Genomic DNA, 17923 nt, shown 5'->3' with positions numbered 1-17923 from the left:
TTTTTCGGCTTGCGCTCCAAAGGGAACATGAAAGGAGCAACTATATGGCAAAGCATTTCTTCACCTCTGAATCTGTGACGGAGGGGCATCCCGACAAAATCTGCGACCAGATCTCCGATGCGGTTTTGGATGCGATCATCGAAAAGGACCCCGAGGCCCGGGTGGCCTGTGAAACCACGGCCTGCACCGGATTGATCCACGTCATGGGTGAAATCAGCACCAGCTGCTATGTGGATATCCCTAAGATCGCCCGGGAGGTAGTGCGGGAGATCGGCTACGACCGGGGCAAGTTCGGCTTTGACTGCGAGACCTGTGCCGTCATCACGTCCATTGACGAGCAGTCCGGCGACATCGCCATGGGCGTGGACCAGTCCCTGGAGAGCAAGGAGGGCAAGGACAGCCTGACCAACGGCGCCGGGGACCAGGGCATGATGTTCGGCTATGCCTGCGACGAGACCCCTGAACTGATGCCCCTGGCCATCTCACTGAGCCACAAGCTGGCCCTGCGGCTGACAGAGATCCGCAAGAGCGGCGCGGTGGACTACCTGCGGCCCGACGGAAAGACCCAGGTCACCGTGGAATATGAGGGGGACAAGCCGGTCCGGGTGGATACGGTGGTGGTCTCCACCCAGCACGGCCCCGAGGTCTCTCTTGAGCAGATCCGCAGGGATATGATCAAGCTTGTGGTCCGGCACACCATTCCCGCGGAGCTGTTGGATGAGAACACAAAATTTTATGTCAACCCCACGGGCCGGTTTGTCAAGGGCGGTCCGGCGGCGGACTCCGGCCTCACCGGCCGCAAGATCATTGTGGACACATACGGCGGCAGCGCGCCTCACGGCGGCGGCTGTTTCTCCGGCAAGGACCCCACCAAGGTGGACCGCAGCGCCGCCTATGCGGCCCGGTACGTGGCCAAGAACGTGGTGGCCGCGGGGCTGGCCAGGAAGTGCCAGGTGGAGCTGGCCTACGCCATCGGCGTGGCCCAGCCGGTCTCCGTACTGGTGGAGACCTTCGGCACCGGCACGGTGTCCGACGACGTGTTGGAGGCCGCGGTGCGCAAGGTCTTCGACCTGCGTCCGGCTGCCATCATCCGGGATCTGGACCTGCGCAGGCCTATCTACCGGAAGTTAGCCGCTTACGGCCATATGGGCCGCACCGATCTGAATGTCCGCTGGGAGGATACCGACCGGACCGAGGCGCTGAAATCCGCCGTGGTGCAGAGCAACTGATCCCCTGTCAGGGCATCCCGGGACTTCCGGGATGCCCTGCGCTTTTATCTCCATACGGCACATAATTTATCTAATGCAAAAAATAAAGCTTGCTTTTTCCAAAATGGCTGTTATAATAGATTTGTGTTCTAAATGTAGTGATTGATTGCCACCGGATGTAAGTCAATTTTCATTTTGACTTAGTCCAGGTGGTTTTTTGTTTGCCAGATTTTGAAGCACAATCTTTTCAGGAGGTACATGTTGATGAATAACGGTACTGTTAAATGGTTTAATGAGGAAAAGGGCTTTGGATTTATCTCCAACGACAACGGCAGCGGCGATGTGTTCGTGCATTTCTCCGCCATCCAGGGTCAGGGCTTCCGCACGCTGCAGGAGGGCCAGAAGGTCACTTTTGAGACCGAGACCGACCCCAAGGACAGCAGAAAGCTCCGGGCTGTCAACGTCCGGGCCGCCGCCTAAGGGTAAAATCGAACCATCCGCCTGAAGCAGCAGGCGAATGAGCGGGAGCCGCGAAACAATTTGTTTCGCGGCTCCCGCTGTTTTATTTCCGGCGCATCCCCAATACAAGAGAGCGGACGACGGGGATCCTCCGGAACAGTTCCCACAGGGCAAAGGAGATGGAAAATTCCAAAATGAGGGCGCCGGCGTAGTTTGCAAGAGGCGGCAGTCGGAAAAAACGGATCAGCGCGTAACAGACCGATAGGACAACGGGGTAGTGGAGGATATACAGCCCAAAGCTTGCCTGCGACAGATAAGAGGATACCTTACGGTTCAGGAAGGCTCTTCCGCAGCCCAGAATGGCCAGCGTGGCCGACCAGAGGTATGCGTTGGTGAAAAAATCCTGAAGGGAGAAGAGGTAGTTTTCCCCAAAATAACAGAGCGTGTACAGTGCGGCCAGCAATATGGAAGCCGCCAGCAGGGGGAGGTGAAACCGCTCCAGCAGGGCCTGTATCCGCTCATGGGAAAAAATCAGATATCCAATCAAAAAGGCGGAGGCATATATGCCGAACCGATACATAATCAGCACCGGCAGGTTCCCAATCTGCGCCGCTCCCCAGATGGGAACCACTAAAAACAGCAGGACCGGAAAGCTGCACTTACCGCACCAGCGCCAAAGGCGGTCGTTCCGGTCCACACTGCGCAGCAGAACCACCAGCACGGAAAACAGAAACAGCATCTGGATAAACCACAGCGGCCCGGTTCCGCTGAGGGCCGAGATGGGGTAGAGCAGAGCGGCGGGAATGGAGTCCGCGCCCCCGCCGATTTTGATATTGAGATAGCCGCCGATCCAATGGTAAACGAACAAACCAATTGTGGACGGGATTAACAGCTTTGTGGCACGCTCCTTGAGAAATTCCCGGCTGCTCCGCTTTTTTAAGGAGTATCTGGCGCACATGCCCGCAATGAGAAACAATACAAACATGCACCAGGGATAGACCACGTACAAAAACACATCAAAGAGCCGTCCTCCGCCTGTATCTCCCATGGCGCCTGGCAGGCCGATGTGGTTATAGAGGAAGAAGACATGGTAGACGAGTACCAGTCCCACAGTCATGCAGCGAAGATTGTCCAAATATGGCCGCCTCATGGGGCTTCCTGTCCTTTATCTGCCGCTATCTGCAGTCGCAGTGTCAAATAATCTGGCTGCGAATTCTGAAAAAGACTCTTTGGGCGGGATTGCAATTCCCCGCTGCTCATCGCCAAGCAGAATCAAAGTATCCCCGGGGTGAATATCAAAAATCTCACGGGCTTGCTTCGGAATGACAAACTGCCCCTTTTCTCCCACCGTCACAGTCCATGCGTATTTCCCTTTTGGTCCGTTCATAAAAGCCCTCCCGGAAGTATGATTATTACAACTAATCATACTTCCGGGAGAAATGAATGTCAAGCTGCTTTTGAAAATCGGGTGGTGCGGGAGAGAAAAGCATGGTACAATAGGCGAAAAAAGAGCGATTACCGGATCATTTGGAACGGACGGCGGATTCCGACCGGGCGGACCGCGCCGCTTTACGCTGGAATGGAAGCGGACACTTGGGAAGGGGAGACAGATGGAGACATTTGACATCGTTGTGGTGGGAGGCGGTCCGGCGGGGGCCACCTTTTCCCGGATTGCCTCCGGCGGAGCGCGCAGCGTTCTGCTGCTGGACGGAAATATCAGGGGAAAGCCCTGCGGCGGGCTGCTGGCCCCTGACGCGCAGAAGGCCCTGGCCCGGTTTGACCTGACGCTGCCAAAGGATATTTTGGTGGATCCTCAGATTTTTGCCGTGCGCACCATTGATCTGAAAACAACAAGACAGCGGTATTACCAGCGCATGTATATCAACCTGGACCGGGACAAATTCGACCGCTGGCTGATCTCGCTGGCAGACTCCTCGGCCCAGGTGCGGCGGGGGCGATGCACAGCCCTGAAGCGGACCAAGGGCGGCGTGGCCGTCACCTACCGGACCGATGCGGGGGAGTATCAGACCGTGCTGGGCAAAGCGGTGGTGGGTGCCGACGGAGCAAACTCCATCGTGCGCCGCAGCTTTTTCCCGACCCTGCACACCCGGAGCTATGTGGCCATCCAGCAGTGGTTTCCACTTCAGGAGGAGAGCCGCAAGGCCTTTTACTCCTGTATCTTCGACCCGGACACCTCGGATTGCTGCTCCTGGTCCATCCACAAGGACGACTGTATGATCTTTGGCGGGGCCTTTGCGCCCCACGGCTGCCGGGAGAACTTTGAACGCCAGAAGGAGAAGCTGGCTCCCTTTGGCTTCCGCCTGGGCCAACCGGTGAAGACCGAGGCCTGCATGGTGCTGCGGCCCATGGGCCCGCGCAGCTTTTGCTGCGGAGGAAACGGAGTGTACCTGATCGGCGAGGCGGCGGGACTTATCAGCCCCAGTTCCCTGGAGGGGATCAGCTCCGCCATTGTCAGCGCTGTGGCGCTGCGCCAGGCGATAGATGCGGCGGACCCGGGCCGGGAGTACCTGCGCCGCACCCGCCGTCTGCGCTGGAAGCTGACGCTGAAGAACCTGAAGTGCCCCTTTATGTACCTGCCCCTGCTGCGGAATCTGGTGATGGCCTCGGGCCTTTCCTCCATCCGCCTTTACGACGGAGAGGAAGACAGCCTATGAAAAAACTGATCGTCCTTTTGGGCGTGGCCGGGGTCTCTGTCTCGGCGCTGCTGGTCCGGTATTCCACCGCTCCCAGCCTGACGATAGTGGCCTACCGCATGGCCTTTGCAACGCTGCTTCTGATGCCGTGGGCCGGTGTCTTCCACCGCGATGAGCTGCGGAGCATAGGGCGCCGCCGGCTGCTGCTGTGCGGTGTGTCGGGACTCTTCCTTGGGCTTCACTTTTTCGCCTATTTTTCCTCGCTGCAATATACCTCCATCGCCTCCTCCGTGGTGCTGGTGGATACGGAGGTATTTTGGGTGGCAGGGCTGATGTTCCTGCTGACCGGGGAGCGGGTGGGGAAGTGGGGGGCCTTGGGCATCGCTTTGGCCTTTGCGGGCAGCGTGGTCGTGGTGCTCTGCGAGGGGGCGGGAGGAAGCGTGAAGGGAGACCTCATTGCCCTGGCCGGCGCCGCGTTTATGGCGGTTTATACGGTGATTGGACGGCTGGTACGCCGGGAGATGTCCACCACGCTTTACACCGCCTTGGTCTACGGCGCGGGCTTTCTGACCGCAGCGGCCATGGCCCTGGCCACCGGCGTGCCTCTGAGCGGCTGGGGAGGGGAGAATCTGTGGATCGGACTGGGCCTTGCGGTGTTCTGCACCCTGTTGGGCCACAGTGTTTTCAGCTGGGGGCTGAAGTATGAAAAGGCCGCCTACATCTCCACGGTGAAATTTTTGGAGCCGGTCTTTGCCTCGGTGTGGGGGGTGCTCTTTTTGCGGGAGATACCGCCGCTCCCCACGGTCCTGGGCGCCCTGGTGATTTTGGCCGGCGTGGCCCTGTGCGCCTGGGACGGCGGAACGGACCGCCGCCCCCCGGAGAAAAGCATGGGCGGACGCCGTTGCCAAACAGGAAAAAAGGGCGTATAATACATCCATCTGTGAATTCAAACCGGGAGGTGTGCCATGCCCGCCATTTCTGTGATCGTACCCGTCTATAAAGCGGAGTCCTTTTTGCGCAAATGCACGGACAGCGTGCTGCATCAGAGGCTGCCGGATTTGGAGCTGCTGCTGATTGACGACGGCTCCCCCGACGGGAGCGGGGCGCTGTGCGACGCGATCGCCGGAGAGGACGGCCGCGTCCGGGTGTTCCATAAGGAAAACGGCGGCGTCAGCTCCGCCCGGAACCTGGGGCTGGCTCAGGCAAAGGGACAGTATATCGCCTTTGTGGACAGCGACGACTGGATGGAGCCGGAGATGCTCAAAACGCTCCACACCGCCCTGCAATCCGCGCAGGCGGACAGCGCGGGCTGCGCACATCTCAACGTGACCCCTTCCGGACAGAGCTGGCCGGAGGCGGGTGTTCTCCCCGCCGGCGTATATGGGACCGATGAGATGATGCGGGGCATCGTGGACCCGCTCTTAGGCGACCGGGTGGGGGCGAAGGTGGTCAACGGATTCATCTGGCGGTTTCTCTTTTCCGCCGATGTCATCCGCGCCCACGGCATGTCCTTTGAAGGAGCCTATCTGGAGGACGAGCTCTTTTTGATGGAGTATTTCTGCTACGCAAAAAAGCTGGTCATGGTGGACCAGCCCCTGTACTGCTACCTGCAAAATCCCGGCTCCGTGACCCATCGGTATATGAAAAACTACATGGATACCTTCCACCGGTTTATGGAGCGCAAGGAGGAGCTGGCGAGGCGTTTGGGGCTGGAGAGCCGCCGCCCCCAGTGGCGGCAGAACTCCAACTTTGCCGGATTGCTGATCGCCATTGGAAACGAGTATGCCGCCGGCAACAACGCAACCGCGGCGGAGAAGCGGGAGCGGGTGCGGCGGATCGCAGCCCTTCCGGAGATGGAGGAGGCGCTGTGGGCCGTACATCCCGATGGCCAGTCCCGGAACAAGCGGATTGTGACGGCATTGGTGCGGAGGCGGTGGTTTGGTCTTTTAACTCTGCTGTATCGGATGAAAAATAGAAGCTGAGAGGAATATACGCAAATGGTAGATACGATCAAAGAAAGCTTCATCTGCTGCGCCCTGCTCCGGCTTTGGACGGCGCTCAGCCAAGTGTGGAACGACAGCCGGACCGGGGAAACGATCCATCGGTTTGAAGCCTGGTGCCAGCGGGTCTGGCATGGCAGCGCGCTGGTTGGCTTTTTCACCAGGGAGGGAACCCTGAGCGCCTCCTGGGGGCCGAGCCTTTCCTGCCGGCTGCTGACCTGGCTCCTCAATCTGCCTGCCTTGGTGCTCCACTGGCTGTACCGGAAGCTGCAGCCCTATTTTGACGGCAGCTTTTTTGCAACCCTGGCCTTTGACATGGGGGAGTCCACCGCCATTGCCGTGTCCTGGCTGGTGGCGCTGTTGCTGTCCATTCCCTATGAGCGCTGGAACAACGCCTACAGCCTGATGGGGTTCTTTCTCTGCCTGCTGCTGTTGGTTGCAGGCGGGATGCGCCGTAAAACCTTCCGGCTGAACGCTGCGGCTGTGGGCCCCTACGCGGTGCTTTTGGCCGCGTCTGTATGCCTGGCGGTGGTCTTTTCCGCCTATCGCGGGCTCTCTTACAGGTTCTTCCTGTTTCACTTGACCTGCATGATCCTCGTGATCGTGACGGTCAGCGCCGTGCGCCATGCCGGCGATCTGGTGCGCTTGGCGGCCGGGGCGGGGCTCGGCGTCTTTACCTCCTCCGCCTATGGGATTGTTCAGCGGATTCAGGGCGTGGAGGTCAATGCCTCCTACGTGGATCTGACGCTGAACAAAGGAATGCCCGGCCGGGTCTACTCCTTCTTTGACAATCCCAACGCCTTTGCGGAGATGCTGATTTTTTTCCTGCCCCTGGTGCTTGCGCTTGTCCTCTGCTCCAGGCGCTGGTACAGCGTGGCGGCTGCGTTGGGTGTGTTCTGCATGGGAGTGGGTGTGCTGCTGATGACCTACTCAAGGGCCAGTTGGATCGGGCTGGCGGTTTCCCTGCTGCTGTTTGTCTTTTTGTGGAAGCCTAAGCTGCTGCCGGGACTGATTCTGCTGGGGGTCGCCTGCATTCCCCTGCTGCCGGATACCATTCTCAACCGCATTATGACCATTACCAACCTGAAGGACACCTCCACGTCCAGCCGTTTCCCGCTCTATGAGGCGGCCTTGGCGTTGATCCGCCAGAGTCCTGTCACCGGCGCGGGGCTTGGCACGGATGCGGTGAAGGAGTATATCTCTGTCCACAATCTCTACCACGCGCGGGCGCCTTTTGTCCATTCCCACAACATCTATCTACAGATTTGGGTGGAGCAGGGGATACTGGGGCTGACGGCCTTCTTGGGCACAATGCTCTGGGGGTATAAGTCCGCGGCTGCCGCGATTAAGGGAAAGGTGTCCCGCCAGGCGAAGCTGATCACTCTGGCCGGTGCTTCTGCCATCGCCGGGGCAATGGTTTGCGGAATGGCGGATTATCTCTGGAATTATCCCCGGGTCATGTGCATGTTTTGGTATTTGTTTGCCGTGACAGCCGCTGGAATTAAGGTTTGCAAAATGGAAAAAGACCTGATATAATAATTTGGCCGCCCGGTCGGGCGGCCATCCTTCTGCCCAAGGCAGGGCAAAGAGGCAGTGCATGGTTAGAAACGTGGGGTAAAAATCCAATAACTGAAATTAGTGCAGTTGACAGATCGGGTGGTTTGGGAGCGCCGCGCCGCTATCCGGGGCGGGGGCGAAACGCCGGAAGCTATTGGGACACGGTTGTTTGCGGGATTTAACCGCCGATCAAAAACCGCTCCAAAATTGTGTTTGACCACAACAATGACCACAGACAGCAAAAATCTCGAAAACCGAAAAAGTAAATATCCGGGTGTAGCGAAGTTGGTATCGCGCCTGGTTTGGGAGTGGGGTGCCGCTATCCGGGGCGGGTGAAGGGGAAACGAAGGAAGCCGTTGACACACGGGCGTTTACGGGCTTTGACCGCTGATTGAAAATCGTCTCAAAATCGCATCTGACCACAGCTTTGACCACAGACAGCAGAATTTCCGAAAATCGAACCAGCAAATATCCGGGTATAGCGAAGTTGGTATCGCGCCTGGTTTGGGACCAGGAGACCGTGCGTTCGAGTCGCACTACTCGGACCAAAATCCCAGCGCCTCCCCTCCGCCTTGCGGCAAGGGGAGGCGCTTTCTGTTACAGTTCTTGTTTCACGGCCTCAGCCCAGTCCTGGACTGGCTTTTCGGGCGTTTCCATGTGATCCCCGCCGCTGGAGTCAAAGCGGACCTCCAGCGGATGCCGGACCTGCGCCCCCTTGCACAGCCGCTCCATATCCCGGATGACATGGCCAGGCCATTCGCCGTTGGTCATAAAGGAGATGACGGTTTTACCGGTCCAGTCCTGACTGCTCAGGAAGGTCAGGACGGCGGGAGCCATGGTGTACCACCAGGTGGGGGTCCCCACGGCTATCACATCATAGCCGCTTACCTCCACATCCAGAGGCTTCAGTTTCGGCTGATAGCCCCGCTCCACCTCCTCCTGGCCCTGGTCCACTGTGGTCTGATAGTCCTCGGGATAGGGGATCAAGGTTTCCAGTTTTATAAGGTCCGCCCCAGTGGCGGCCCTTAGTTCCTTGGCGATGCGCTCCGTGTTCCCGTTGGACCAGGAGTAGCAGACGATCAATAGCTTTTTCATGCGATACCTCATTTTCACCTATGGTCTCAGCGGCCCGTAGAAATAACTGGCTGTGGCGCCGCCATCGATAAGGAAGGTGGAGCCAGTGATAAAGGCGCTCTTTTCACTCATCAGCAATTCCGCCACATTTGCCACTTCATCGGCAGTACCGGGACGGCCAGCCGGACACTTGGCAAACATATTTTTGTAGAAGTCGCCACGGGGTCCATTGAACTCGTCTATAGCCAGTGGAGTCACGATAATGCCGGGAGCAATGTCATTCAGACGAGCGCCGCGCTTTCCCCATTTTATAGACTCTGCCATCACACGCTTTTCATTACAGCGCTTTGCCATCTGGTAGGCATGGAGCCCATCTTTGATGTTCTTAGGCTGAAGAATGTCCAGATTCAGCAGTTCCTCGGCAGGGGTAACAGCCAACAAGCGGTCTTCCTCGGCGGTCAACTGGGGCATCCGCCAGCCGGACTGGCTGGAGATGGTGACGCCGCAGCCGCCGGGAACAATGACCTTGCCCATTTCCTCCAGCAAAACCGCGGTGCCATACAGGTCGACTTTCAAAATGGCCTCAATGGGGGCCTGGGTTGGAGAAACACCTGCCCCATTGACCAGATACTTGATTTCCCCAAAGCTCTTGGCAGTCTCAATCAGCGCCAGAATAGATTCCCGGTTGGACAGATCCATCTCCACGCTTGTCACATCAAAACCGGCCTCATTCATGGCCTTGGCAATGGCCTGGGCGTTTTCAACCTTCTTGTCGCCTATGACGATCTTTTTGCCGTAACCCATGCGGCGGGCAATGGCCATGGAGATCTGGCCCGCGCCGGTAACAACCATCACTTCTTTCTGCATTACGGTATTCCTCCTGAAATATGTTTTTGTTGACTGTGGTTATCTGCACCATTTCTCAATGGCAGATCGAGAAATGTCCACACCGCTGCCTTGGATGGCAAGGCCCTTTGCCACAACTGCGCCCCTGGCCGCCTGAGCGATGTCCTGCTCTGTCCGGCCCAGGCCGCTGCCCTCATGGGTGCAGAAGGGGTGGATGGCCTTGCCCGTCCAGTCAAAGGCCTCCAAAAAGGTGTAGACCGCCATGGGCATGGTCCCCCAATAGTTGGGATAGCCCAGATAGATTTCATCATACTGCTCCAGGTCCTCCGGCCAGGATGCCAGCTCCGGACGAGCCTTCGCCTGGAGGTCTTTCTTTGCCTGGGCGATGCAGGTCTGATAATCCGCCGCATAGGGAACCTTCTGCTGGATCTTAAACAGGTCGCCGCCGGTCAGCTCCGCGATCATGCGGGCGGCCTTTTCCGTGTTGCCTACGGAAATATAGCGGTATGCGCCGCCAAAATAGTTCTCGTCCGCTCTGGAGTAAAATGCGATCAATGATGCCATGTCGAATTCTCCTAAAAATTATGTTCTTTATTTCAGGTCCCTGTAATCCTCGTCAGAAACGGGTTCGCACCACTCATTGGAGCCATTGACCCCCGGCACTTCAATGGCCAGATGGCTGAACCAGCTGTCCGGGGCGGCCCCGTGCCAGTGCTTCACCCCTACGGGGATGTTCACGCAGTCGCCGGGGTGCAGCTCCACGGCGGGCTTGCCCCACTCCTGGTAGCGGCCCCGTCCGGCCACGCACAGCAGGATCTGTCCGCCGCCCTGGTCGGCGTGGTGGATGTGCCAGTTGTTGCGGCAGCCCGGTTCAAAGGTCACATTGAAGACTCCTACCTGCTCCGTGGACACAGGAGCCAGATAGCTCTGCCCCACAAAATACTGGGCAAAGGCGTCGTTGGGAGCGCCGATGGGGAACATCAACCGGGCGGCGTGGGTGGCCTTGGCGTCTGCCGGAGCTACATCCTCCGCCCAGACCTCCTTTGCCAGGTTGAACGCGGCCCAGCCCTTGGGCCAGCCGGCGTAGAAGGCGGCATGGGTGATGATGGCGGCGATCTCCTGCCGGGTGACGCCGGCCTTTTTCGCGTTTTCCAGATGGTATTTGAGGGAGGAGTCCGTGACGCCGCTGGCCATCAGGGCCACCACCGTCACAATGCAGCGCTGTCTGTGGTCCATGCCGGGGTCGTTCCAGTTCTCCCCGAAGAGGATGTCGTCGTTGTAGTGGGCGAAAGCGGGGGCAAAGTCCCCAAGGACCGACCGGCCGGCGGTCTGTGTGATTTTTTTCATTGTGCACCTCCAAATTGGATTGACAGGGTCTGCGTTGCCTGTTATCATAATCCTTAAAGTTAACTTCAAGTCAAGAGTTTATTTTGAAAAATTTGGAGGGACTGTCATGTATACCATCGGCCAAGTGGCGGAACAGTTCGGCCTGAGTGTCTCCACTCTGCGCTATTACGATAAGGAGGGACTGTTTCCCGGCCTGGAGCGGATCAACGGCATCCGGCGCTTTGGAGATCGGGACCTGGAGGCCCTGCGGGTCATTGAGTGCCTGAAAAAGTCCGGACTGGAGATTCGGGATATCCGGCAGTTTATGGAGTGGTGCGCCCAGGGAAGCGCCACCTATCCCCAGCGGCGGGAGTTGCTTTGGAAGCAGAAGGCCACCGTGGAGGCGGATATGGAGCGTCTGCGGGACACTCTGGCCATGCTAAATTACAAGTGCTGGTACTATGAGCAGGCCATCCGGGATGGAAATGAGGATCGGATGCACTCCATGGGGCCGGATGAGATGCCGGAGGAAATCCGGGGAGCCTATCTGCGGGCGCATGCTTTGACGGCGGGGGAGGAACTCAGATAAACTGCCGGACGAACGCGGCATGCTTTTCAAATTGCCCCGGGTGTGGTATCATGGGCCCATGGGGAGGGAGCTTTGATGAAAACACCGGAACACTATGAAACGGACCTCTTGTTGTTTTTTGCGGGAAAGCCTGAGGAGATGGAGCTGTATAAAGCCCTTTTTCAGTGCATGTGCGACGCGTTTCCCGATGCGGGGGTGAGGGTGCAGAAGAGTCAGATCAGCTTCTACGGCCGCCACCTCTTTGCTGCCGCGTCGCTGCCCAGGCGGAAGGAAAAGGGCGCCCTTCTTGTGACTTTTGGCCTCTCCCATCGACTGGACTCACAACGCATTGCCGTGGCTGTGGAGCCCTACCCCAACCGGTGGACCCACCATGTCCTTGTGTCGGGGCGGGAACAGATCGACAGGGAGCTGATGGGCTGGATTGATGAGGCATTTGTATTTTCGGAGAGTAAACGCTGAAGGAGCCGCACATGTGCGGCTCCTTCAGCAATCACCGAAAATTGGGGCAGAAGTTACGGTTCCATCTCGTAGGGCCAGTCCCGGATGCCGCCGAACTCATACACCTGAGTGTAGCCCAGTTCCGACAGGGAATCGGCGGCGGTTTTGCTCCGGTTGCCGCTGCGGCAGTAGACCAGCAGGGTGGAATCCAATTCTGGAATCACCTCTGCGGCGCGCTCCTTGTCAATGGACCCCACCGGCAGCAGCACCGCGCCGGGGATATGCCCCTTGTCGTATTCCGTCTGCTCCCGGACATCCAAGATTACAGCGTCCGGCTGCTCTTCCATAATGGATTTGGCCTCCTCGGCCGTAATCCGGGTGTAACCCGGTTCCTCCTCAGAGCCGCATCCGGCCAGAAGGAGGATAAAGAGGATGAGCGAGAGCCGGGCTGGTTTTATAAGCATTCTCCTTTTTGTAGACGTGCCGCCAAAGAAATACGCATCAATGTACAATTGGAAACTGTTGCAAAGGCGGCGGAATCTGGTACAATACAGTCTATCCAAATTTTGAGTCAGGGGGAATGGGCGTATGGCCGAAATCATTTCATTCAGCGAATTTGCGGAAGAGCCGGATCTGGAGACCATGAGCCGGGAAGAACTTGCGGATTATCTGGAGGCGGTCCGGGACCGGATCAACCAGTTGGACCGGGAAGAGCCGGAGGACATGGAGAGCGAATCCTATGAGATCTGGGGCGAGCGCCATGAGGAGTTAGAGGACCTGGCGGATGAGATTTTGGAGCGGCTGGAGCGGTAGCGGCAACGGGGACTGCCGGTCCCAAAAGCCCGGTTCATCCGCTCCCGCACAGTCAACCTGAGACTGTAGCGCCGCGTGTGCTCCGGCGATGGAATCCCGGCCGCGGAGCGGCTGGAGAAAAGCCTGAGGATGGAGAAAGATGCAGAAAACCACATTTGATCTGCCCATCGGCGCCGTGCCCGCTGTTCTATACGGAGCGCCGTCGCCGGAGGTCTGGCTGTATGTCCATGGGAAATGCGGCTGTAAGGAGGAGGGGGAGGACTTTGCCCGGCTTGCCTGTCCAAGGGGCGCCCAGGTTCTGGCCATAGACCTTCCGGAACACGGGGCCCGGAAGGGGGCGGAGGAGTCCTTTACCCCGTGGGACATCGTACCGGAGCTCCGGGCGCTTTTGGCCTGGGCCCGGCAGCGGTGGGAAACCGTCTCCCTGCGCGCCACCAGTCTGGGAGCCTGGTTTTCTCTTGTAGCCTTTGGCTCCGAGCGGCTGAAAAGGGCGCTTCTGGTCTCTCCGGTACTGGATATGGAGCGGCTGATCCGGGACATGATGGGCTGGGCGGGAGTCGGTGAGGAACAGCTGGAGGCAGCCGGAGAGGTTCCCACCGACTTTGGCGAAACGCTCTCCTATAAGTATCTCCTGTACGCCGGAGCACATTCAATTCAGCGGTGGGATACGCCCACCGCCATCCTGTACGCCGGACAGGACGGCATGACCGGACGGAAGACGGTGGAAGGGTTTGTCCGCCGCTTTGACTGCGAACTTTATGTGATGGAGGACGGCGAGCACTGGTTTCACACGCCGGAGCAGCTTTTGACGCTGCGCTCCTGGGAGGATGCACACCTATGACGCTGAAAGAGCGGGCGGCGGGGCTGAAAAGCGATATCCCCGCTGTGTATCTGGCCCTGAAAAGCAGGGAGACGCCGAAAATCGCCCGGATCGCGGCATTTTTGACGGTTGCGTACGCGCTGTCCCCCATTGATCTGATTCCGGATTTTATTCCCGTACTGGGTTATCTGGATGATCTGATCGTGCTGCCCGCGCTGACGGCGCTGACCATCCATCTCATTCCGGCGCAGACATTTGACCGGTGCCGGGAGCAGGCCAGGGGGATGTGGGAAAACGGGAGGCCGAAAAAGTGGTATTTCGCCCTGCCGGTGGCGGTCGTGTGGCTGCTGCTTCTCTGGGTGGTCCTGAGGATTTTTATTGATCCATAAAAACGGCAAAACTGCCGCGCGCCCCCACGGCCTGAAGGTTTAACGCGTCTTTGGCGAAAGAAGCCCGCGGGCTGGCAACTCTGCGCAGCGGCATGAGGCGGACTTTGCGGAGGAGTCATCAGAGCGCCCCGGCTTTTGCGGGTATTGGGAAAAGAGGTGGTCAGGGCCGCGCCGTCCCTTTCAGGAAGACATAGCTGTTGTCAGTGGACAGCTCCGGGGAGAAGGCGTATTGCAGACGGCGGAAGTCCTTGAGCCGCTCCGGATCAAGAATGTGGCGCTCAGCCATGTAGCGCACCAGTTCACCCCGGGCCATCTTGCACGGGATTCCCTTTTCCACCACTTTTCCGCCCTCCCACTCGCCGAATGTGCAGGTAATCACGCGGCCGGGAAAGCGGCCGCAGACGGCTTTGCCGTACTCCCGGGAGGCAAGATTGACAAGGGTGTCCGTCTCAGCGCCAAGGGCGTCGGCAAGAGAGCTCCCCCAGAAGTCGTAGAGGGAGGAGAAGCCTGGGCCGGAGAGCTTTGCGCACATCTCCAGGCGGTAGGGCGTCACACCGTCGAAGGGGCGCAGCAGTCCGTAGAAGCCGGACAGGATACGCAGGTGGGCGCCGATGTACCGGAACTGGTCGTCCGTGAAGACGCCGGGGGCCATGTACCGGTATTGGATGCCCTCATAGGACAGGACGGCGGGTGTGAGGCGGCGGCGCAGGTCCATGGTCTGGATACGTTCAAAATTGAGGGCGGCGATCCTTTCATTGCAGCCCCAGAGGGTTTTGAGCTGCTCATAGGACATGCCGCGGAGAAGCTCCAGAAGATACTCCGTCCGTGTCAGGAAGCGGGGGAGGCTCCGAACCTCCAGGCTGTCCGCGTCCGTATTCATTTTTTTGGCCGGGGCGATGATGATGTTCATAGAAAAACTCCTGGGGATGATTTGAAGGAGGATATCCGGATTTTATCACACCGCCGCCGGGATTTCCAGAGATCAGACAGAAGTGAACAGGAAAAGGGAGGCTGATTATATCAGCCTCCCTTTTTGGGAACATGCGGTTGGACCGCTCAGGCGGAGGCGACGGGAACAACCGTTACCACGCCGGTCAGGTCGATGTTGTTGGTGAGTGGGCCGTAGGACAGCCGGAGGGTGAGCTCGGCAGGCCCTTCGGCGGTCTCCGTCACCAGGAAACTGCCGGCCGCCGAAGCGTTGCGGCCGCCGCAGGCAGAGGCCACGGTGCTGTAGAGCAGGCGGGCCTCGCCGTTGACAAAGGGGAGAATCTGGTAGTACTGCCCCTCCTCCGGTGTGGCCAGGAAAGTGTAGCTGACTTGATAAATATATCCGCGCTCAAAGGTCAGAACGTCAGGCGCGCTGGCGCGCGCCAGACCGCCGGATTCGGAGAGCAGCAGATAGGACACGTCGCTGCGGGAGGGGCCGTTGCTGCTTGCGCCGAACTGCGCATAGGCCGTGTTGAACGGGCGCAGGGGGCGGGGGCAGCAGTAGCAGCATCCGCCGCAGTCATACAGGGTAGAATCCATTGGTTGAAAACCACCTTTCAGGAGCTCCTTTCCATCTTATGCGCGGTCCCCTCCCGACGCCACCTGGGGCTGTGGATATCCAGCCTGGCGCAGACCTGGCGCAGCGTCAGCCGGTAGACCAGATACAAGAGAAGGGAGACCGCCGCGATGACGATGAGGCAGCTGCCCATGCCCGCCAGTTCGTTGACGGTGAGGCGGTTGTCATTGAAGTACATGATCATCGCATAAAAGGCGTAGATCAGCCCGGTGCCCGCCAGAATGGGCACCAGAAACACCCGCTTGATCTGGCCCCGGACGGAGTGGAAGAGGTAGTCGTTGGGCGCGCCCAGGTGGCGCAGGTCATCATAGACCCTGGCGTTGGTCAGGGCAATGGTCATGCACCGGGTGAAGGCGATGACGATCACGGCCGCAAAGCATACAATGGCGATGAAGATGAAGAGCATCAAAAAGACGGCTGTGGTCTTGACGAAGTCCGCCTTGTCAAGGACCCGGAACTGGGGCATGTACTGCCAGTACAGGCGGAAGGCGGAGCTGTTCCGCTGGGCGTAGTCGATGCGCTCAAAGCCGTTGGCCGCCAGATTGTCCCGGTCAAAGGAATAGGGCTCGCCCGCCGCCTCGCTCATCTGCCTGCGGACGGGATCGTAGGCGTCGTACTGTTCCACCTCGCCGCCGGAGCGGTCCACGATCTCGTAGAACAGCGCTTTGGCAAAGTCATAGGTGTCGGCGCAGTTTTCCACATTGAAAAAGGCGATGGTTTCCAGCCAATCCGGGGGAAGGCCGGCGGTCATGGAGGCATAGTCGCCGTCGTCCATGACATAGCGGCCAAAGAGCATGTCGCTGCGAAGCCCCTCCGTGGGCGTGACGGACAGTTTCCGCCCGGTGACGGTGTTGGTGATTTGGGTGGCGTCGCCGCCGAATATGCCCTGGCCGTCGCCGGTAGAGTCAAAAACGCCGGCCACCGTGCCGGGCAGGACATCGACCGCCTCGCCGGTGAGGGCTCTGTAGGCGGATTCGGAGAGGAAGATGTCGCTGCCCAACAGCTCCCGGTACTCTTTGTCCCAGGTGATGCCAAGAGGCCCCTCCTGCTCCACGTGCTCCCAGCCGTCCACGCCCAGCCGCGCGGCGCCGGCCTGGGCCCAGGAGGTGATGGTGACGCCATAGTCCCGGGCCATGGAGCGGACCTCATCCTCCATGGGGATATCCTGGTCCGAGCGGAAGTGGTAGGCGTAGTCCACCGGGCGGGCGTCATAGGTCATCATGGCACCGGTACCTAACATGGGGGTGTAAAAGGAGCCGAAATAGGCCCCCGCGATGAGCAGCGTCATCACCAGCATATTCCGCACGGTCTGGCGGCCCTGGAACTTCATCATGCTGGTGGAGATCAGATCCTTATAGCGGCTTCCCTTTCGCCGCCAGCCGTTGACCACCGTGTGGAGCAGGATCATATAGAGTCCGATGAGGGCGGGCAGGTAAAAGACGGCGCTGAATCCCTCCGGCGGATACCAGTGCATCACAAGGATGAAGAAGGAGGGCACGCTGTAGCCGAAAAAGGCGCCGGCGGCCACAAGGACGATGCCCACGGGGCCATACCAGCGGGGCACGTCCCGGATGGGTTCGGACTTGTGGGACTCCTGGACGATGTCGATGATGTTGGTGCGGCGGATGGACCGGCCGCCCAAGAAGAACAGCATGAGAATGACAAAGGCGGAAAAGGCCAGGGCAAAGAGATAGGCCTGGGGGTCAAAGGAGAGGGACATCTCCTCCGTATCCACCACACAAAGCCGGAACACCTGCCATAGAAACCAGGCAAGGGGCACGCCCAGGACAGCGCCCGCCGCGCAGGAGCCAAAGGATAAAATCGCCAGTTCCTTTGCCATCTCGGCCTTGAGCTGACGGCGCGTGGCGCCCAGGGCCAGGAAGACGCCGGTCTCCCGGGACTTGTTGCGGAAGAAGAGGCCGGAGGCATAGGTGGTGAACACGCCGCAGCCCACCACGGCCAGGACGAAAATCATCATCACCTGCTTGCGGGAGTCGCCGCCCTCCGGCAGGACGGAGAGGACGGTGGGGGAGCGCATCATGGACACATAGGCGGTGATGAGCAAAACAGAGAAGAAGCTGCACCCGGCAAGCAGAGAATACTGTTTGCGGTTGCGGCGGCGCAGGGCCGCATAGACTTCAGAGAAGTGTTTCATAACGGAGTTCTTCCTTTCAGGTTGTAGTAAA

21 protein-coding genes and 1 tRNA gene are annotated in these 17923 nt (G+C 59.1%); 12 read left to right on the top strand and 10 right to left on the bottom strand.

The window, feature by feature from the left end; genetic code table 11:
* The first annotated feature begins 44 nt into the window (after positions 1 to 44).
* Both metK and KQI82_RS11825 read left to right on the top strand, forming a co-directional pair.
* Entirely contained in the window at positions 45 to 1229 is a 1185-nt protein-coding gene (gene metK / locus KQI82_RS11830; protein ID WP_216632950.1) for a methionine adenosyltransferase, read from the top strand.
* A gap of 243 nt (positions 1230 to 1472) precedes the next feature.
* The gene (locus KQI82_RS11825; RefSeq protein ID WP_216632949.1) at positions 1473 to 1688 is read left to right on the top strand and encodes a cold-shock protein; all 216 of its coding nucleotides are present in this window, start codon (positions 1473 to 1475) and stop codon (positions 1686 to 1688) included.
* 82 nt (positions 1689 to 1770) lie between these two features.
* Here the strand turns inward: KQI82_RS11825 and KQI82_RS11820 are convergent, their stop codons facing one another.
* Both KQI82_RS11820 and KQI82_RS11815 read right to left on the bottom strand, forming a co-directional pair.
* Positions 1771 to 2802, bottom strand: coding sequence for an acyltransferase family protein (locus KQI82_RS11820; protein ID WP_216632948.1), 1032 nt, complete (start codon positions 2800 to 2802; stop codon positions 1771 to 1773).
* Positions 2803 to 2832: 30 nt separating this feature from the next.
* A complete protein-coding gene (locus KQI82_RS11815; protein WP_216632947.1) occupies positions 2833 to 3054 on the bottom strand; it encodes an AbrB/MazE/SpoVT family DNA-binding domain-containing protein in 222 nt (73 codons plus the stop codon).
* A gap of 223 nt (positions 3055 to 3277) precedes the next feature.
* On the opposite strand from KQI82_RS11815, the gene KQI82_RS11810 reads away from it, so the two are divergent.
* From KQI82_RS11810 to KQI82_RS11790, 5 genes are all read left to right on the top strand, one after another.
* Positions 3278 to 4342 (top strand): FAD-binding protein, encoded by a 1065-nt coding sequence (locus KQI82_RS11810; protein ID WP_216632946.1) that lies wholly within the window; start codon positions 3278 to 3280, stop codon positions 4340 to 4342.
* Positions 4339 to 5250 (top strand): DMT family transporter, encoded by a 912-nt coding sequence (locus KQI82_RS11805; protein ID WP_216632945.1) that lies wholly within the window; start codon positions 4339 to 4341, stop codon positions 5248 to 5250. The genes KQI82_RS11810 and KQI82_RS11805 overlap by 4 nt, the downstream gene beginning before the upstream one ends.
* 36 nt (positions 5251 to 5286) lie before the next feature.
* Positions 5287 to 6303, top strand: coding sequence for a glycosyltransferase (locus KQI82_RS11800; protein ID WP_216632944.1), 1017 nt, complete (start codon positions 5287 to 5289; stop codon positions 6301 to 6303).
* Positions 6304 to 6318: 15 nt separating this feature from the next.
* Complete coding sequence (locus KQI82_RS11795) at positions 6319 to 7857, top strand: O-antigen ligase family protein (RefSeq protein ID WP_216632943.1); 1539 nt, start codon at positions 6319 to 6321, stop codon at positions 7855 to 7857.
* Positions 7858 to 8350: 493 nt separating this feature from the next.
* A tRNA-Pro gene (locus KQI82_RS11790) sits at positions 8351 to 8426 on the top strand.
* A 49-nt stretch (positions 8427 to 8475) separates the two neighbouring features.
* Here the strand turns inward: KQI82_RS11790 and KQI82_RS11785 are convergent.
* The 4 genes from KQI82_RS11785 to KQI82_RS11770 are packed head-to-tail and all read right to left on the bottom strand — an operon-like array spanning position 8476 to position 11145.
* Positions 8476 to 8973, bottom strand: coding sequence for a flavodoxin family protein (locus tag KQI82_RS11785; protein ID WP_216632942.1), 498 nt, complete (start codon positions 8971 to 8973; stop codon positions 8476 to 8478).
* Between the two features lie 18 nt (positions 8974 to 8991).
* A complete protein-coding gene (locus KQI82_RS11780; protein ID WP_216632941.1) occupies positions 8992 to 9819 on the bottom strand; it encodes an SDR family oxidoreductase in 828 nt (275 codons plus the stop codon).
* Positions 9820 to 9858: 39 nt separating this feature from the next.
* Entirely contained in the window at positions 9859 to 10362 is a 504-nt protein-coding gene (locus tag KQI82_RS11775; RefSeq protein ID WP_216632940.1) for a flavodoxin, read from the bottom strand.
* A 27-nt stretch (positions 10363 to 10389) separates the two neighbouring features.
* Positions 10390 to 11145: a carboxymuconolactone decarboxylase family protein gene (locus KQI82_RS11770; protein WP_216632939.1), complete on the bottom strand. Its 756-nt coding sequence runs from the start codon at positions 11143 to 11145 to the stop codon at positions 10390 to 10392.
* Between the two features lie 106 nt (positions 11146 to 11251).
* Here KQI82_RS11770 and KQI82_RS11765 point away from each other — a divergent pair, with 106 nt between their 5' ends.
* Together KQI82_RS11765 and KQI82_RS11760 are read left to right on the top strand one after the other, a co-directional pair.
* Positions 11252 to 11713: a MerR family transcriptional regulator gene (locus KQI82_RS11765; protein ID WP_216632938.1), complete on the top strand. Its 462-nt coding sequence runs from the start codon at positions 11252 to 11254 to the stop codon at positions 11711 to 11713.
* Between the two features lie 75 nt (positions 11714 to 11788).
* Positions 11789 to 12172 (top strand): DUF5655 domain-containing protein, encoded by a 384-nt coding sequence (locus KQI82_RS11760; RefSeq protein WP_216632937.1) that lies wholly within the window; start codon positions 11789 to 11791, stop codon positions 12170 to 12172.
* A 53-nt stretch (positions 12173 to 12225) separates the two neighbouring features.
* Here KQI82_RS11760 and KQI82_RS11755 read toward each other — a convergent pair whose 3' ends face one another.
* Entirely contained in the window at positions 12226 to 12615 is a 390-nt protein-coding gene (locus KQI82_RS11755) for a rhodanese-like domain-containing protein (RefSeq protein WP_216632936.1), read from the bottom strand.
* A gap of 124 nt (positions 12616 to 12739) precedes the next feature.
* On the opposite strand from KQI82_RS11755, the gene KQI82_RS11750 reads away from it, so the two are divergent.
* The 3 genes from KQI82_RS11750 to KQI82_RS11740 all read left to right on the top strand — a co-directional run bounded on the left by KQI82_RS11750 (position 12740) and on the right by KQI82_RS11740 (position 14173).
* Positions 12740 to 12964, top strand: a complete 225-nt coding sequence (locus KQI82_RS11750) for a hypothetical protein (RefSeq protein WP_216632935.1) — start codon at positions 12740 to 12742, stop codon at positions 12962 to 12964.
* A gap of 139 nt (positions 12965 to 13103) precedes the next feature.
* A complete protein-coding gene (locus KQI82_RS11745; RefSeq protein WP_216632934.1) occupies positions 13104 to 13805 on the top strand; it encodes an alpha/beta hydrolase in 702 nt (233 codons plus the stop codon).
* Complete coding sequence (locus KQI82_RS11740) at positions 13802 to 14173, top strand: YkvA family protein (protein ID WP_216632933.1); 372 nt, start codon at positions 13802 to 13804, stop codon at positions 14171 to 14173. Before KQI82_RS11745 ends, KQI82_RS11740 begins: the two co-directional genes overlap by 4 nt.
* Positions 14174 to 14333: 160 nt before the next feature.
* Here the strand turns inward: KQI82_RS11740 and yaaA are convergent, their stop codons facing one another.
* The 3 genes from yaaA to KQI82_RS11725 all read right to left on the bottom strand — a co-directional run bounded on the left by yaaA (position 14334) and on the right by KQI82_RS11725 (position 17892).
* On the bottom strand, positions 14334 to 15083 hold the full coding sequence (yaaA, locus tag KQI82_RS11735) for a peroxide stress protein YaaA (RefSeq protein WP_216632932.1): 750 nt from the start codon (positions 15081 to 15083) through the stop codon (positions 14334 to 14336).
* Between the two features lie 146 nt (positions 15084 to 15229).
* A complete protein-coding gene (locus KQI82_RS11730) occupies positions 15230 to 15700 on the bottom strand; it encodes a hypothetical protein (protein WP_216632931.1) in 471 nt (156 codons plus the stop codon).
* 17 nt (positions 15701 to 15717) lie between these two features.
* Positions 15718 to 17892 carry an ABC transporter permease gene (locus KQI82_RS11725; protein WP_216632930.1) on the bottom strand — a complete coding sequence of 725 codons (2175 nt, stop codon included), beginning with the start codon at positions 17890 to 17892 and terminating at the stop codon, positions 15718 to 15720.
* Positions 17893 to 17923 lie beyond the last annotated feature (31 nt).

Source organism: Dysosmobacter acutus (assembly GCF_018919205.1).
Taxonomy (GTDB): Bacteria; Bacillota; Clostridia; order Oscillospirales; family Oscillospiraceae; genus Oscillibacter; species Oscillibacter acutus.
This window is presented reverse-complemented; position numbering and strand designations above follow the sequence as displayed.

Bases quoted from the DNA above. Each gene is read 5' to 3' on its own strand.
- KQI82_RS11760 (WP_216632937.1), top strand. From the start codon at position 11,789: ATGAAAACACCGGAACACTATGAAACGGACCTCTTGTTGTTTTTTGCG.
- KQI82_RS11775 (WP_216632940.1), bottom strand. From the start codon at position 10,362: ATGGCATCATTGATCGCATTTTACTCCAGAGCGGACGAGAACTATTTT.
- KQI82_RS11765 (WP_216632938.1), top strand. From the start codon at position 11,252: ATGTATACCATCGGCCAAGTGGCGGAACAGTTCGGCCTGAGTGTCTCC.
- KQI82_RS11750 (WP_216632935.1), top strand. From the start codon at position 12,740: ATGGCCGAAATCATTTCATTCAGCGAATTTGCGGAAGAGCCGGATCTG.
- KQI82_RS11825 (WP_216632949.1), top strand. From the start codon at position 1,473: ATGAATAACGGTACTGTTAAATGGTTTAATGAGGAAAAGGGCTTTGGA.
- KQI82_RS11730 (WP_216632931.1), bottom strand. From the start codon at position 15,700: ATGGATTCTACCCTGTATGACTGCGGCGGATGCTGCTACTGCTGCCCC.
- KQI82_RS11785 (WP_216632942.1), bottom strand. From the start codon at position 8,973: ATGAAAAAGCTATTGATCGTCTGCTACTCCTGGTCCAACGGGAACACG.
- KQI82_RS11805 (WP_216632945.1), top strand. From the start codon at position 4,339: ATGAAAAAACTGATCGTCCTTTTGGGCGTGGCCGGGGTCTCTGTCTCG.
- KQI82_RS11725 (WP_216632930.1), bottom strand. From the start codon at position 17,892: ATGAAACACTTCTCTGAAGTCTATGCGGCCCTGCGCCGCCGCAACCGC.
- metK (WP_216632950.1), top strand. From the start codon at position 45: ATGGCAAAGCATTTCTTCACCTCTGAATCTGTGACGGAGGGGCATCCC.
- KQI82_RS11810 (WP_216632946.1), top strand. From the start codon at position 3,278: ATGGAGACATTTGACATCGTTGTGGTGGGAGGCGGTCCGGCGGGGGCC.
- KQI82_RS11770 (WP_216632939.1), bottom strand. From the start codon at position 11,145: ATGAAAAAAATCACACAGACCGCCGGCCGGTCGGTCCTTGGGGACTTT.
- yaaA (WP_216632932.1), bottom strand. From the start codon at position 15,083: ATGAACATCATCATCGCCCCGGCCAAAAAAATGAATACGGACGCGGAC.
- KQI82_RS11755 (WP_216632936.1), bottom strand. From the start codon at position 12,615: ATGCTTATAAAACCAGCCCGGCTCTCGCTCATCCTCTTTATCCTCCTT.
- KQI82_RS11815 (WP_216632947.1), bottom strand. From the start codon at position 3,054: ATGAACGGACCAAAAGGGAAATACGCATGGACTGTGACGGTGGGAGAA.
- KQI82_RS11795 (WP_216632943.1), top strand. From the start codon at position 6,319: ATGGTAGATACGATCAAAGAAAGCTTCATCTGCTGCGCCCTGCTCCGG.
- KQI82_RS11800 (WP_216632944.1), top strand. From the start codon at position 5,287: ATGCCCGCCATTTCTGTGATCGTACCCGTCTATAAAGCGGAGTCCTTT.
- KQI82_RS11745 (WP_216632934.1), top strand. From the start codon at position 13,104: ATGCAGAAAACCACATTTGATCTGCCCATCGGCGCCGTGCCCGCTGTT.
- KQI82_RS11740 (WP_216632933.1), top strand. From the start codon at position 13,802: ATGACGCTGAAAGAGCGGGCGGCGGGGCTGAAAAGCGATATCCCCGCT.
- KQI82_RS11780 (WP_216632941.1), bottom strand. From the start codon at position 9,819: ATGCAGAAAGAAGTGATGGTTGTTACCGGCGCGGGCCAGATCTCCATG.